Annotated in this window: 19 protein-coding genes; 7 read left to right on the top strand and 12 right to left on the bottom strand. The window is 64.1% G+C overall.

The features are described 5' to 3' along the window. Nucleotides 1–4: 4 nt before the first annotated feature. Nucleotides 5–1,231, top strand: coding sequence for a lytic murein transglycosylase (locus tag IVA91_RS17935; RefSeq protein WP_247459040.1), 1,227 nt, complete (start codon nucleotides 5–7; stop codon nucleotides 1,229–1,231). 77 nt (nucleotides 1,232–1,308) lie between these two features. Here IVA91_RS17935 and IVA91_RS17930 read toward each other — a convergent pair whose 3' ends face one another. Both IVA91_RS17930 and IVA91_RS17925 read right to left on the bottom strand, forming a co-directional pair. After that, the gene (locus IVA91_RS17930; RefSeq protein ID WP_247278404.1) at nucleotides 1,309–1,590 is read right to left on the bottom strand and encodes a hypothetical protein; all 282 of its coding nucleotides are present in this window, start codon (nucleotides 1,588–1,590) and stop codon (nucleotides 1,309–1,311) included. A gap of 211 nt (nucleotides 1,591–1,801) precedes the next feature. Then, the gene (locus IVA91_RS17925) at nucleotides 1,802–2,125 is read right to left on the bottom strand and encodes a hypothetical protein (RefSeq protein WP_247278604.1); all 324 of its coding nucleotides are present in this window, start codon (nucleotides 2,123–2,125) and stop codon (nucleotides 1,802–1,804) included. 595 nt (nucleotides 2,126–2,720) lie between these two features. Between IVA91_RS17925 and IVA91_RS17920 the strand changes: the two genes are divergently transcribed. Both IVA91_RS17920 and bfr read left to right on the top strand, forming a co-directional pair. Next, nucleotides 2,721–2,993, top strand: coding sequence for a (2Fe-2S)-binding protein (locus IVA91_RS17920; RefSeq protein WP_247278405.1), 273 nt, complete (start codon nucleotides 2,721–2,723; stop codon nucleotides 2,991–2,993). Between the two features lie 136 nt (nucleotides 2,994–3,129). Further along, nucleotides 3,130–3,618, top strand: a complete 489-nt coding sequence (bfr, locus tag IVA91_RS17915; RefSeq protein ID WP_247278406.1) for a bacterioferritin — start codon at nucleotides 3,130–3,132, stop codon at nucleotides 3,616–3,618. Nucleotides 3,619–3,687: 69 nt separating this feature from the next. Here the strand turns inward: bfr and IVA91_RS17910 are convergent, their stop codons facing one another. Both IVA91_RS17910 and IVA91_RS17905 read right to left on the bottom strand, forming a co-directional pair. Beyond that, the gene (locus IVA91_RS17910; protein ID WP_247278605.1) at nucleotides 3,688–4,290 is read right to left on the bottom strand and encodes an MSMEG_1061 family FMN-dependent PPOX-type flavoprotein; all 603 of its coding nucleotides are present in this window, start codon (nucleotides 4,288–4,290) and stop codon (nucleotides 3,688–3,690) included. Between the two features lie 231 nt (nucleotides 4,291–4,521). Further along, on the bottom strand, nucleotides 4,522–5,583 hold the full coding sequence (locus IVA91_RS17905; RefSeq protein ID WP_247278407.1) for an alpha/beta fold hydrolase: 1,062 nt from the start codon (nucleotides 5,581–5,583) through the stop codon (nucleotides 4,522–4,524). A 124-nt stretch (nucleotides 5,584–5,707) separates the two neighbouring features. On the opposite strand from IVA91_RS17905, the gene IVA91_RS17900 reads away from it, so the two are divergent. Both IVA91_RS17900 and IVA91_RS17895 read left to right on the top strand, forming a co-directional pair. Next, on the top strand, nucleotides 5,708–5,974 hold the full coding sequence (locus tag IVA91_RS17900; RefSeq protein ID WP_247278408.1) for a DUF2277 domain-containing protein: 267 nt from the start codon (nucleotides 5,708–5,710) through the stop codon (nucleotides 5,972–5,974). Between the two features lie 97 nt (nucleotides 5,975–6,071). Continuing rightward, entirely contained in the window at nucleotides 6,072–6,284 is a 213-nt protein-coding gene (locus IVA91_RS17895) for a hypothetical protein (RefSeq protein WP_247278409.1), read from the top strand. A gap of 8 nt (nucleotides 6,285–6,292) precedes the next feature. Here the strand turns inward: IVA91_RS17895 and IVA91_RS17890 are convergent, their stop codons facing one another. The 3 genes from IVA91_RS17890 to fabG all read right to left on the bottom strand — a co-directional run bounded on the left by IVA91_RS17890 (nucleotide 6,293) and on the right by fabG (nucleotide 8,278). Continuing rightward, nucleotides 6,293–6,814 (bottom strand): collagen-like protein, encoded by a 522-nt coding sequence (locus IVA91_RS17890; RefSeq protein WP_247278410.1) that lies wholly within the window; start codon nucleotides 6,812–6,814, stop codon nucleotides 6,293–6,295. 107 nt (nucleotides 6,815–6,921) lie between these two features. After that, on the bottom strand, nucleotides 6,922–7,170 hold the full coding sequence (locus IVA91_RS17885; RefSeq protein WP_247278411.1) for a helix-turn-helix domain-containing protein: 249 nt from the start codon (nucleotides 7,168–7,170) through the stop codon (nucleotides 6,922–6,924). Nucleotides 7,171–7,510: 340 nt separating this feature from the next. After that, complete coding sequence (fabG, locus tag IVA91_RS17880; protein WP_247278412.1) at nucleotides 7,511–8,278, bottom strand: 3-oxoacyl-ACP reductase FabG; 768 nt, start codon at nucleotides 8,276–8,278, stop codon at nucleotides 7,511–7,513. A 111-nt stretch (nucleotides 8,279–8,389) separates the two neighbouring features. Here fabG and IVA91_RS17875 point away from each other — a divergent pair, with 111 nt between their 5' ends. Next, nucleotides 8,390–8,875: a J domain-containing protein gene (locus tag IVA91_RS17875; RefSeq protein ID WP_247278413.1), complete on the top strand. Its 486-nt coding sequence runs from the start codon at nucleotides 8,390–8,392 to the stop codon at nucleotides 8,873–8,875. A gap of 88 nt (nucleotides 8,876–8,963) precedes the next feature. Here the strand turns inward: IVA91_RS17875 and IVA91_RS17870 are convergent, their stop codons facing one another. The 3 genes from IVA91_RS17870 to IVA91_RS17860 form a co-directional block, all read right to left on the bottom strand. Beyond that, nucleotides 8,964–9,215: a hypothetical protein gene (locus tag IVA91_RS17870; protein WP_247278414.1), complete on the bottom strand. Its 252-nt coding sequence runs from the start codon at nucleotides 9,213–9,215 to the stop codon at nucleotides 8,964–8,966. Between the two features lie 240 nt (nucleotides 9,216–9,455). After that, the gene (locus IVA91_RS17865) at nucleotides 9,456–9,716 is read right to left on the bottom strand and encodes a hypothetical protein (protein ID WP_247278415.1); all 261 of its coding nucleotides are present in this window, start codon (nucleotides 9,714–9,716) and stop codon (nucleotides 9,456–9,458) included. Between the two features lie 157 nt (nucleotides 9,717–9,873). After that, entirely contained in the window at nucleotides 9,874–10,257 is a 384-nt protein-coding gene (locus IVA91_RS17860) for a RidA family protein (protein WP_247278416.1), read from the bottom strand. 441 nt (nucleotides 10,258–10,698) lie between these two features. On the opposite strand from IVA91_RS17860, the gene IVA91_RS17855 reads away from it, so the two are divergent. Continuing rightward, nucleotides 10,699–11,133, top strand: coding sequence for a hypothetical protein (locus IVA91_RS17855; RefSeq protein ID WP_247278417.1), 435 nt, complete (start codon nucleotides 10,699–10,701; stop codon nucleotides 11,131–11,133). 98 nt (nucleotides 11,134–11,231) lie between these two features. Here the strand turns inward: IVA91_RS17855 and IVA91_RS17850 are convergent, their stop codons facing one another. Further along, nucleotides 11,232–11,882 carry a glutathione S-transferase family protein gene (locus IVA91_RS17850; protein WP_247278418.1) on the bottom strand — a complete coding sequence of 217 codons (651 nt, stop codon included), beginning with the start codon at nucleotides 11,880–11,882 and terminating at the stop codon, nucleotides 11,232–11,234. Nucleotides 11,883–12,117: 235 nt separating this feature from the next. Further along, a complete protein-coding gene (locus tag IVA91_RS17845) occupies nucleotides 12,118–12,675 on the bottom strand; it encodes a mismatch-specific DNA-glycosylase (RefSeq protein ID WP_247278419.1) in 558 nt (185 codons plus the stop codon). Between the last annotated feature and the right edge of the window lie 14 nt (nucleotides 12,676–12,689).

The raw sequence follows: 12,689 nt of genomic DNA, 5'->3' as shown, positions 1-12,689 counted from the left end.
CGGCATGATGTGGCGGGCGCTCATCGCTGCGGTGATCACTGTCACTTGTGGCCTGTCGCCCGCCCGCGCCGCCGACGCAGCTTTCACACAGTTCATCACCTCGCTGTGGCCCGAGGCGCAGGCCGCCGGCGTCTCGCGCGCGACCTTCGAGGAACAGACGCGCGGGCTCGAGCCCGACTACAAGCTGCCCGATCTGATCCTGCCGGGTCGGCCCGCCACCGGTGCGCCGTCGCAGGCCGAGTTCGTGCAGGTGCCCGCCGACTACGTCAAGGAAGCCTCAATCGCACGGCTTGCAGGCGAGGGGCAGCGGCTGCTGCAAAAATATCGCACCGCGCTGACCGAGATCGAAAAGAAATCCGGTGTACCTGCGACCGTCATGCTCGCGATCTGGGGCCGTGAGACCGATTACGGCCGCTACACGCTGCCTTACGATCTCGTCCGCGTGCTGGCGACACAGGCCTATGTCGGACGCCGCAAGGATCAGTACCGCAACGAGTTCATCCTCTCGCTGAAGATCCTCGGCGAGGGCGTGGTGACGCGCAAGGACATGCGCTCGTCCTGGGCCGGTGCGACCGGCCTCACTCAGTTCCTGCCGTCCGAATATTACAAGCACGGCGTCGATTTCGACGGCGACGGCCGCATCGATATCTGGCATTCGGTGCCGGATGCGCTGGCGTCCGCCGCGCAGCAACTCGTCAACAAGGGCTGGCAAAGTGGCGTGCGCTGGGCCTACGAGGTGCAGGCGCCGGCCAAGCTCGATTGCACCACCGGCGTGCCCGAGGTGACGAAGCGGATCGGCCAGTGGCTGCGCGAAGGCTTCGTGCCGGTGCGCGGGCAGAAACTCAGCGCGGCCGAGCAGGCGCAGCCGGCCTCGTTGCTCCAGCCCGAAGGGATCTACGGCCCGTCGTTCCTGACCACGAAAAACTACTTCGTCATCAAGGAGTACAATTTCTCCGATCTCTACGTGCTGTTCGTCGGCCATCTCAGTGACCGCATGACCAGCCCGCTGCCTTTCGCAACGCCCTGGTCAGCTTCGAAGCAGTTGCGCACCAAGGACGTCGAGACCATGCAGCGCGGTCTCACGCGCATCGGGCTCTACAAGGACAAGATCGACGGCAAGGCGGGCATGCAGACCCGCGCCGCGCTCGGTGCCTACCAGAAGTCGGCGGGCCTCAAGGTCGATTGCTGGCCGAACGAAGAGGTGCTGCGCTCGATCCAGGCTGCGCGATAGCGCAGCAAAAGAAAAAGCCCGGCCGAGATGCTCGGCCGGGCTTCGTTCGCGGCGCGTCTGAGCGCCACGCGATCGGATCAGTAGCAGACGCGGACCGGGCGGACGACCCAGCCGTAGCCGTCCCAATACCGCTCACGCCGCCAGTAGCAGGGCGCGGGCGGCGGGGGCTCAGCCACGTAAACGGGGCCGCCATAGGCGGGACGGCTCGACGCGATGGCGCCGCCGACGATCGCGCCGCCGATCAGGCCGGCCGCGATGCCGGCGCCGACGCCATCATGCGCCTTCGCGGACGGTGTCGCGGTCACCAGCGAACCGGCGACTGTCGCAACCGTGAGGGCAGCAACTAAAGTCTTCTTCATGCTCAGGGCTCTCCTGGGAGATGGGCTCACCTTGTTAGAGGCGCCCGGGTTTCAAAGGTTCACGCACACTCTGATGGAATTGACCGTTGGGCTAGGAAGCGCGCAAATGGTCAATCCACGGTAAACGCACACGGAGCTGTGACGAGAAAAAGCGGTCTTTTTCAGGCTCCAAGATGAACGGCGCCTCCGTAATGAACCGGTTCACGGCGACTCAGCCGCAGACCCTGACGCGGCGGGCGCGCCAAGCGTAGCCGTCCCAGAAGCGCTGCTTCTGCCAGACACACCCGCCGCCGTAATAGTCGTCGGCGACATAGCCCGGGCCCGGAGCGTAGTAGCGGGGCGGATAGTAGCCGGGCTCGTAATAGCCGGGGCCAGGTCCGTAATAATACGGAGATGCCAGCGCGCCACCGACAATGGCGCCGCCGATGATCCCGGCCGCCACGCCCGCAGCGACGCCGCGTTGCGCATGGGCGGGTGCTCCGGCCGTCAGGACCAGAGTGACGATGGCAGCGGCTGCCACGAGCGACTTCTTCATTGGCTTGACCTTTCGCACAATCATGCGGAACTCTTTGGGGGCAGAGTTCCATACTTCGCTTGAATGATCAATGAACGGCGCCCTTGCCGGGTACGACCAATTGGTATGGACCGCAGCTCCGAGGCGATGATGAGCAACGCGTTGGCAAATGCATTGATTGCGGCCGGGATCGTCTTCGCGATCGGCTACGGCTGGATCACATATCTCCAGAACCGCGGACGCCGGTCCCGCGCAGCAGCCGCTAGCGATGGAGGCAGTAGCAGCGGCGATAGCTACTCGGGGACGAGCGACGGCTTCTCGCTGGGAAGCTGGTTTTCCAGTGACAGTTCGGGGAGCTCGACTGACGGCGGCAGCTGTTCCAGCAGCGATGGCGGCGGCAGCGGCGGGGATTGCGGGGGCGGCAGCGATGGCGGGGGAGGCGGTGGCGGCGACTAGGTCCGCTGCAATCTTGATCCAGCGCAACGCCCTATTTTAGAGCCGTTCTAGGCCGTTGCGAGCCAGTTTGGAATAGCTTCAAATTCCGATTTTTCCTTTTGCATCCGGCCGCCCCCTTAAATATCGATGTTGACGCATCACCGAAGGGCCTGCCGCTTCCATGATCGTTTGTTCTTGTAACGTGCTGAGCGATGACGACATCCGCGCCGCCGTCGCCGAGTCCGACGACGCCGTGCGCCATGCCAAGCAGGTTTATGGGTGCCTCGGCTGTAACGCCGAATGCGGCCGCTGTGCCCGGACCATCAAAACCATCATCGACGAAGCGCTTGGTCCTTGTGCCCAATCCTGCTGTGCCGGCTGTCCGCACAGCCACACTGTGGCCGCCAACGACGAGACGGTCGAACCCGCTCAGTTCGCGCTCGCAGCCTGCTGAAACCTTCCATATGGTCTGCTGAGCTTTTCCCCCCGGCTGCGTGCCCACTAGCCGGTTGCCCTCGCCCGCAAACTCATTTAGAAACATTCTAAATTCGGTTTAGGGCCGATTTGGACTGCAAGAGCTGGAGTGAACCATGCAGGGCGACGCAAAGGTCATCGAATATCTCAATAAGGCACTGCGTCACGAACTGACTGCGATCAACCAGTATTGGCTGCATTACCGTTTCCTCGACAATTGGGGCCTGCTGGACATGGCCAAGGTCTGGCGCAAGGAGTCGATCGAGGAGATGGAGCATGCCGACAAGCTCACCGCGCGCATTCTGTTCTTCGACGGCTTTCCGAACATGCAGGTGCTCGATCCCTTGCGCATCGGCCAGAACGTCAAGGAGATCATCGAATGCGACCTCGCCGCCGAGATGAGCGCCCGGGCGCTCTACCAGGAAGCGGCGACCTACTGCCATGGCGTCAAGGACTACGTCACGCGTGACCTGTTCGAGAAGCTGATGAGCGACGAGGAGCACCACATCGATTTCCTCGAAACCCAGCTCGACCTGATCGGCCGTATTGGCATCGAACTCTACACGCAGAAGCACGTCGGCGGGCTCGAAGGCGAGGGGCATTAATCTGGCGCGTTAGCGCTGCATTCCCCACTGTCGTCCCGGCCTTCGCCGGGACGACACCGGTCGCGCCAGCTACAGCTGCGTCTTGTAGAGCTCCTCCACGATCTCCTGACTCTGCGGCTCACCGAGGCTGGTCTGCTCGTGGATGATTTCGACGATGCTCGGCATCACCGAGCGCTGCACCTTCTCCGGTGACCATAGCTTCGAGCGCATCAGCGCCTTGCCGCAGTGGAAATAGACCTCGCTGACGGCGACGTTCAGCACCGCGCGCGGCGGCTTGCCGAATTCCATCATCGAGGCAACCAGATTCGGATCAGCCGATAACGTGCCGCGTCCGCCGACGCGCAGCGTCTCGTCGATCCCTGGTACGAAGAACAACAGGTGCACGAAGCCCGAGCCTTCGACGACGTTGCGAAAACTGTCGATCCGGTTGTTGCCGGAGCGATCGGGCATCAACAGCTGGTTGGGACCGGCAACGTGGACGAAGCCGATGCTGCCGCCGCGGGGCGAAGCGTCGACGCTGCCGTCCGCTCCCGATGTCGCGAGCACGCAGAACGGCGACATCTCGATGAATTTCTTCGCATGCGCATCGATCGCGGGCCGCGCTTTCGCAATGACGCGCGGCGATGGCTTGGCATAGATGGTTGCGAGGTCTTCGGCGCAAAGATCGGTCAACGGCATGCCTCCGCTTCTGGTTTGCCTCAAGCTGCCCGATCAGGCGCCTCCAGCCAACGAAATCCATCGCGCTAAACCGCACCCGCCGACGAAAGGCGCGATTGTCCCGCGCGTCGATTCGTATCGTCGGCGCGATTAACCGAGCTGTCAGCGCAATGCATTGCTCAAATCATATGCGGCGTCGAGGCCCTGCCTATGATGCCTGGCGAGATGACGGCGCGTGTGCCGCTCCTACATCGTCCGCTGCGGCGCCGTCTGCAGAAATTGCCGGATCTGCTCGCTGTAGAATTTCGCATTGCCAGTGGTGCCGTGGCCGCGCGTCTCAGTGCTCGCTGGGATCAGGAAGAGCCGACCGTTCTTGACCCGCTTCATCGCAGCGTCCGTAATGCCAGTCTCGGGCGGGTTGCGCTCGTCGTCGGCGGAATTGATCAGAAGCAGCGGGGCTTCGATTTGCTCCAGCTTCTCCCCGGGATTGTAGTCATGCGAGGATTCCCACTGATAAACGAAGTCGTTGGCATCCGCAGTGATCGGCGTCGCGAGCCGATCGTCGACGATCTTGTCGGCCTTCGCTGCTGTCGGCGCCTGCTGCTGATAGGCCAGCGTGCCGCCGATGCTGGCGATGCCATAGGCCGTGATGGCGTATTTCATCATGCGCGGCTGGCTGGTGTAATTGCCGCCATTGTAATCGGGATCGTTGCGGATGGTGTCGAGCATGATCCGCCGCAGCATCCAGTTGCGGGAGGCCATCTCGGTCGGCTGCGAGGCCATCGGGATCAGCGCGTCCATCGCGCTCGGGTATTTTTCTCCCCATAGCCAGGTGTGCATGCCGCCCATCGAATTGCCGATGACGAGCCGCAGATGCTTGACGCCGAGGCCCTCCGTCACCAGGCGATGTTGCGCCTCGACCATGTCGTCGTAATTGTACTTCGGAAAGCTCGTCTTCATGCCGTCGGACGGCTTTGATGATTTGCCATGGCCGATACTGTCGGGAATGATGATGTAGTATTTGGAGGCATCGAGCGGTTGCCCTGGGCCGAACAGCTCGCCGGCAAAGGCGGGCGCCAGCATGCTCGCGCCCGAGCCGCCTGTTCCGTGCAGCACCAGCACGGGCTGGCCGCTCGGCTCGCCGACGGTGGTGTAGTGCAGCTTCAGCTCCGGCATGGTCTCGCCGGTGTGGAACTTGAAATCCCTGGCGATCCAGTCGCCTTGGTTGGGCGCCGGATAGTCGGCTGCCCATGCTGACGTTGAGATGGAAAGCAGAACGGCCGACAAGGCCGCGCAAGAAGCTTTCATGTTTCTCTCCCCATGCGGCACGTATTGGGCGGCCGCGTTGCCGCGGAACTTAACAGAAGTGCGGGGAAGGATGTAGGATTTCGCCGTTGCCAACCGTCCTTGGGGATATATCCGGAGAGACTGCATGTGCCGCAACATCAAGACGCTGTTCAACTTCGAACCACCGGCGACGGAGGACGAGATCCACGCCAGCGCGCTCCAGTTCGTGCGAAAGCTGTCCGGCTTCAACAAGCCATCGCAGGCCAATGAGGAGGTGTTCGAACGCGCGGTGGCGGAAGTCTCGGAGGCGGCGCGGCGGCTGTTGGCCTCGCTGCACACCCATGCGCCGGCGCGCGACCGCGAGGTCGAGGCGGAAAAGGCAAAGGAGCGCTCGCGGCTGCGGTTCGGATAGGTTTTCCCGATAGCCCATTCCGTGATCTGGCTCACGGAAGCAAGAATCCTACTGCGCGATGATGACCGCCGGGATTTCGACAGCCCGGAGCAGGATCATGAGCCGCCCCCTTCTTCCTCTGAAAGCAGGTGCCATCGTCCTCACAGTGCTGTGGACTGCCTGGATGATGTGGTGGGGCGGCTCCTTCTCGAGCATGAACATGATCATCCTCGCCCTGTGCGGCGCCGCAGTGGGCTATCTCTGGTATCGCGCCATGCGCTGGCAGTTCGAGCGCATGGGCATGCTGCCGCGACGCGAAAACAAAGAATAGGCTGTCTGCTAACCCTTGTTGCCGTGCTTCTTCTTTTTCTTCTTTTTCCTATCGACCTCGTCTTCGCCGTCGTCGCTTCCGTCATCGGCGATCGGCTCGTCAGGCTCCTGCACGGCGGCCTCCAGCGCCTCGCGCTCGGCGGCTTCATGCTCGCGCTGGCGGCGGCGTTCGTCCCAGGCGTCGAAGAGTTGCTCGAGCCACGGCAGCACCTGTTCGACCGACGGCAATTGGCCGGGCGGTCCGGCCTCGCCACGCGGGCCTTGCGGCCCCGCCGGCCCCTGCGGTCCGACAGGCCCCTGCGCGCCGGCCGGTCCGCGCGGACCGGCTTCGCCTTGCTTGCCTTGCGGACCAGGCTTGCCTGGCGGTCCGGCCTTTCCGATCGGCCCCGGCTTGCCTTGCGGACCCGGCTTGCCGCGCGCGCCGTCGGGGCCGCGCCGGCCCGGATGACCCTGTGGTCCCGGCCGTCCCGGCTCACCCTGCCGCCCGCGCGGTCCCTGAGGTCCCTGCCGTCGTCCCTGATCGTCTGCCACGCCGCTGCTCCCTGTCACGGAAGCAAGCTACTTAGCGGCGTTTGACGACAGCAGCAATTCCGCCCGCGTCTCGCACGGGATCGGCCAACATCAATCGGCACCGCGCACTAATCCTGATAGGCGGGCACGTCGATTCCGGAGGCGGCATAGAGCCGGATCTTGTTGCGCAGCGTGCGCACCGACAGGCCGAGCACGCGCGAGGCACGCGTGCGGTTGCCGTCGCAGCGCGCCAGGGTCTGGAGCACGAGCTCGCGCTCGACTTCGTCGACGGTCGCGCCGATCAGCAACGGAACGATCTGGTTGGGTGCAAGGAATTGCGCGTCCGGCTGGGACGCGGCGACATGAACAGTGGTCATCAACATACTCCCCGATCAACGCCCGCTTCCATCATTGGAAGCGGATCGAGAACAAACGACCCCCAAGCTGTAGATGTACGGTGGTCGGGTTTGGTTAACGAAAGGTTAACCGTGGACGATCGCACCAATTGACCTCAGCAATGCCGCGAAGCCGCCGCGATTGGCGCGGGATGGGAGCTGATGCGGGTCGATCTCGCGTCACACACCGTGTCATCGTCCGCGAAAGCGGACGATCCCGTACCCCGCGGCACCTCGTGAGACATCAGACTCTCTGGAATACTGGATCGCCCACCTGCGCGGGCGGTGACAGCGCGTATATGGATGCAGCTTGGTCCCTCGTTCACACCGTCCGATATCCGCCGTCCACCATCACGATCGTTCCCGTGACAAAGGCCGACAGATCCGAGGCCAAGAAGATTGCCGGTCCCACGATGTCCTCGGGCTTGCCGGTGCGCGCCAGCGGGGTGTGATCGACGAAGGCCTGCACCAGCGCCGGATTGGTCGCGCGCACATTGGCGTTGATGTTGGTCTCGATGAAGCCGGGCCCGATCGCGTTGACGCGCACGCCTTCCTTGCCGAGCTCGACCGCGAGCGCCTTGGTGAAGCCGAGCACGCCGTGTTTCGAGGTGGTATAGGCCGCCGAGCTCGGCGTGCGCAGATGCACGAAGGACTGGATCGAACCGATATTGACGATGCGGCCCTTGCTCGCGCGCAAGGGCGCGAGGAACGCCTGCGTCATGTTGAAGACGCCGTTGAGATTGAGTGAGATAATGTCGTTCCAATCCTTCGCCACCGTCTCCGTCTCGGCGGTGAAGGCGTTGCGGCGGGTGATGCCGGCATTGTTGACGAGGATCGAGACCTGCCCGACCTTGTCGGCGATTTGCTGTGCCAGCGCGAAGCAATCCTCGCGCCTGGTCACGTCCAGCGCAAAGCTCTCGGCCTTGCCCCCAGCTTTGCGGATCTCCTGGGCGGCCTCCGCCACCGTGTCGGCATTGACGTCGAGCAGCACCACTTGCGCGCCTTCCCGCGCGTAGCCGGCCGCAATCGCCCGGCCGATGCCGGAACCGGCGCCGGTGACCACGGCGATGTGGTTTGCGAGCAATGCCATGACAGTTTCCTCCCGATTTCTTTGCGAAGTTTCACGAAAAGCTAACTCGAAATTAAGGGGTCGGAAACGGCGGCCTTGGCATACTGATCTTGATTGCTAAACGTTGCGCGCATGATGGAACGGCTTGAATCCTGGAAACTGGCGCTCGAGCGCCTGCGGTCGGCGCAGTCTGCCGATTGGGCCGAGGCGGGCCGCTTGGTGACCGAGATCGCGCGGATGAGCAGCGACGTCACGCTGCGCCGGGCGGCGGAGCAGGCGCTGCCGGTGCTGCGCCAGGCCGCGGACAACGACGATCACAGCGTCACGCTGGCGGCCCAGCGCCGCGTCGGTGTGGTCCTCGATGTCATTCATGATCTGACCGCGCCGCGCTTCGGTCGCCGCAATGCCATGCCGAAGAAGCTGTCGAGCGAGGATCGCGCCCGCAAGGTTCTCGGCCTGCCGCTCGCCGTGCAGCTCACTTGCGACGATATCAACCGGGCCTATCGCCGCGCTGCCAAGGGCATGCATCCCGACCATGGCGGCAGCGCGCAAGCCTTCATCGACCTCGCCGCCGCGCGCGACATCCTGATTCATCCGGGTGCACACAAGGACGCGTGAGAGCGGGTCAGCTCACGTTCACGCAAAAAAAACGGCCGGGCAAGAACGCTGGCGTCCTTGCACGGCTCTTCGTCCGCCGATCGAATCGTTACCAGGTGCAATGGCCGTTCCTGAGCGCCTGATCTTTCACCATCAACGCATCGCCGAACGTCGGGACGGTCGCGCTGACGCGGGCATAGTCGGAAGGCCAGGGCATGGTCGGGATGCTCTCGTCCCAGATCTGGCAGAAGCCGGTGTCCTGCCAGCGGATCAGGTGATAGCCGGCCTCGGCAGGGCTCGCAGCGACGAACGCAGTGACGGCAAGACCGACGGCAGCGCAGAGCACGGAAATACGATGCATGATCAGCTCCTCAAATGAAAGATGGGATGCGCCTCCCGACAATGACGGGGAGGGGCGGTGCGGGACGTTTTTGGCATACGCCCCGGACAAGATGTGAGTAGGTCCGCCGGCCGATCGGGTTCAAAGCGGACACGCGGGAAAATGCGTGAATTTGGCCCGGAAAACGTGAGCCTCTTCCGAAAAGAAAAGAGCGAATCGCTCCTGCGATCCGCCCTTCAAGCCCGGTCCGTTGCGTCAGCTTCAGAGCGTGCAGCGGCGCTCCGAGCGCAGCTTGATCTGGAGGTCGGAGGCGGCCTGGAAGGTCGGGAGCGGCTTGCTGACGACCTTGTAGGTCGACACGCCGAACTGGAACGGCTTGTATTGCAGGTCCTCGTTCCAGACCTGGCAGATGCCGGTGTTGTCCCACCGGATCACGTAATAGCCGGCCTTCGCCGAAGCGGGCACGGCGAACACGGAAGAAGCGATGCCGGCAACGGCACAGAGCGCGAGTGCGCGACGCATGAAGTATCTCCTTGTGGGGGAAGTGTGTGACGCGAAAATTCGTGCGGTAAAAGCAGGTTCTTGGCAAGCCGGGGAGCGGCCGTTCACGGACATGTCAGACAGCGCCGGGCATTTGGTTTGGCCGCGTGCCCGGCAAGTCACACGCACTTCGTGCGGCTCACTTCGACAGCGATGCCACCGCTTCGATCTCGATCAGCATCTTCGGATCGGGCAGCGCCTGCACCACGCAAGTTGTGCGCGCGGGGTAGGGCGGCGGGCCGAAGGCGCCGGCATAGAGCGCGTTCATGGCGGCAACGTCCGCGGCGCGGGTCAAGAGCACGTTGACCTTGGCGAGGTCGCGGATGGTCGCGCCGGCCTCGTCGAGCACGCGTCTGATGTTGACGACGACGTTGGCGAACTGCGCCTCGAACCCATCGGGCAGCGTGCCATTGGCATCGAAGCCGGGAATGCCGGAGACGAACAGGAGGTCGCCGACGCGCGTGGCAAAGGACAGCGGCGGCGCCTTGACGTGCGGCGGGGGCGCGAAATGCTGAATCGGCATGGATCACCTCGGTCGGTTTTCTCGTGTTTCACGAGCGTAGCGGCAGGCCGGGGCCGCTCAAAACAAAATATGCGAAAACAACCCCATGCACAGTAGAAAAGCCGAGACGTGTCAATGTATTCGGGAAGTCCGAAATAATCGTTGACCCGTCGGGCAAAACACTGGCAGAATGGCATCATGGCGACAATGCCCTGTAGCTTCAAACTCCACCGTCATGCCCCGGCTTGCCGCCTTCGCTAAAGCTTCGGCGGCCGCCGCGGCCTCTCGGCTCAACCATGACCGCTTCTGGAATACTGGATCGCCCGCCTGCGCGGGCGATGACAGTTGGATGCTGCATCTTGCACGTCACGTCTGCTCCCATCATGTTGCCGCCGCGATCGATCGGATAGATTCGCTGCGTCTGATTCGATCCCCCTGAAAAATAGCCCCCCGGAGACACCCATGAAGTTCGCATCCACCTTCCGCGCCGCGCTGGTCGCCATCATCGCCCTGGCCGGCCTCGCGACTGCGGCACGGGCCGACAGCGGCTTCGTGACGCTGACGATCTACAAGGCGGGCTGGATCATCGGCGGCTCGGGCGGCAGCGGCGCGCTCAGCTTCCGCGGCCGCACCTATGGGCTCTCCACCGGCGGCCTCGATTACGGCCTCGTGTTCGGCGGCTCGAAAACCGTACTGCGCGGCCGGGTCTCCAACATCAACCGTCCCTCGGATGTGGCTGGCGTCTACGGCGCCGCCGGTGCCGGCCTTGCCGTCGGCCGCGGCGCCCGTGCCATCGTGCTGACAAACCAGAAGGGCGCGGTGCTGGAATTGACCGGCCAGCAGGTCGGGTTGATGGCGAATGCAGATCTCAGCGGGCTTGCGATCACGATGCGGTAGGCGAGGTGCCGTAGGGTGGAAGGCGCGCAAGCGCCGAGCCCACCATTGGTGTCAGCACAATACAAAACAGTTGGTGGCACGCTTTCGCTTTGCCCACCCTACGGTCGCGACGCAGCGTTGAACACCGCAAGCTGCGCATCGAACGCCCGCCTGAAAGCCGGCCGCGCTTCGCCGCGGCCGACATAGGCGGCAACGGCAGGATATTCGTCGAGTAAGCCCGATGTGTTCAGCCTGCGCAGCACCGTCACCATCATGAGATCGCCGGCGCTGAACGTGCCGTCGAGCCAGTCGGCACTGCCGAGGTGGCGGGACAATTCGCCGAGCCTGACACGGACCCGGTCCTGGAGCATGGGCAGGCGCTCCGCGTACCAGCTCTTGTCGCGCTCGAACAGCATCGCCATGGCGAGCTCGACGATCGGCGGCTCCACCGTGCTGAGTGCGGCAAACATCCACGCGATCGCACGGCTCCGCGCATTCGCATCCTTCGGCAGCAAGCCATCGTGGCGCTCGGCGATATGGAGTACGATCGCGCCGGACTCGAACAGCGCGAGATCGCCGTCCTCATAGGTCGGGATCTGCCCGAACGGATGCAGCGCAAGGTGCGCCGGTGCCTTCATCGCCTCGAATGAAACAAGACGCACATCGTAGGGCTGGCCGACCTCCTCCAGCGCCCAGCGCACCCGCATGTCGCGCGCCTGCCCCCGGCCGCGGTCGGGGGAGTTTTCGAAGGCGGTGATGGTGGGCGGCATGCGTAGGCTCCGGGGTGGTCTGTTTCCAGAGGACGAACGACCGACGCAGTTTCCGACAGGCTAGCGCAAGGCGAGTGGCGGCGTGCCCCGGACGCGGTGCAGCGCGCCGCTTTTTGCGGCGTGATGCGCTGCAGAGCCGGGGCCCATGGCGGATCCGTACCGGAGCCTCTGGGTCCCGGGTCTGCGCTCCGCTTGCCCGGGACACGAGAGCGGAGGCGTTCCGCGAGGAAACTATTCAGTGCGCGCGATCGATCCACGCCGCCAGCTCGCGCCACGGCTCGATCGTCCAATGCCCGGACGCCGCACCGGACGGCGAGGGAAGCACGAAGACCTCCGGCAGGCTGGCATCGCGCGGTTGTCGCCCCAGCGCAATCGCAGCCGACGGCCGGCCATAAAACAAGCTCGCCGCCTTCTTGCTCGTGAACGCAATCGTCCGCGGCCGATACTTTTCGATCTTGGCCCTGAAGCCCGGCACGTCGATCGTCTCCGCCGCGATCTGGTGATCCATCCCGGCGCCCGACTTGGAGAGATCGGTGAAGCCGATCCCGAGCGCGAGCAGCGATGCGAACTCGCTCGGCTGATAGCGCCGCGGCGTGATCGCGGCCTCATGGATGGCGCGCCAGAAGCGGTTGCCGGGATGGGCGTAGTAGTGCCCGAGTTCAGCCGAGCGCGTCGAGGCGGCGGTGCCGACGAAGACGAGGCGGAGATTGGGACGGAGCTGGTCGGGGAGGCGGTGGAGGGTAGGGGTGGGCAAATCGACCAACCTTAGCGTTGCACAGAGCGTCAGCGACATCCGGGCCGCTGTCA

This window comes from Bradyrhizobium sp. 153 (genome assembly GCF_023073835.1).
GTDB lineage: Bacteria > Pseudomonadota > Alphaproteobacteria > Rhizobiales > Xanthobacteraceae > Bradyrhizobium.
Note: the sequence above shows the minus strand (reverse complement) of the source record. Positions and strands in the feature narration are given on the sequence as shown.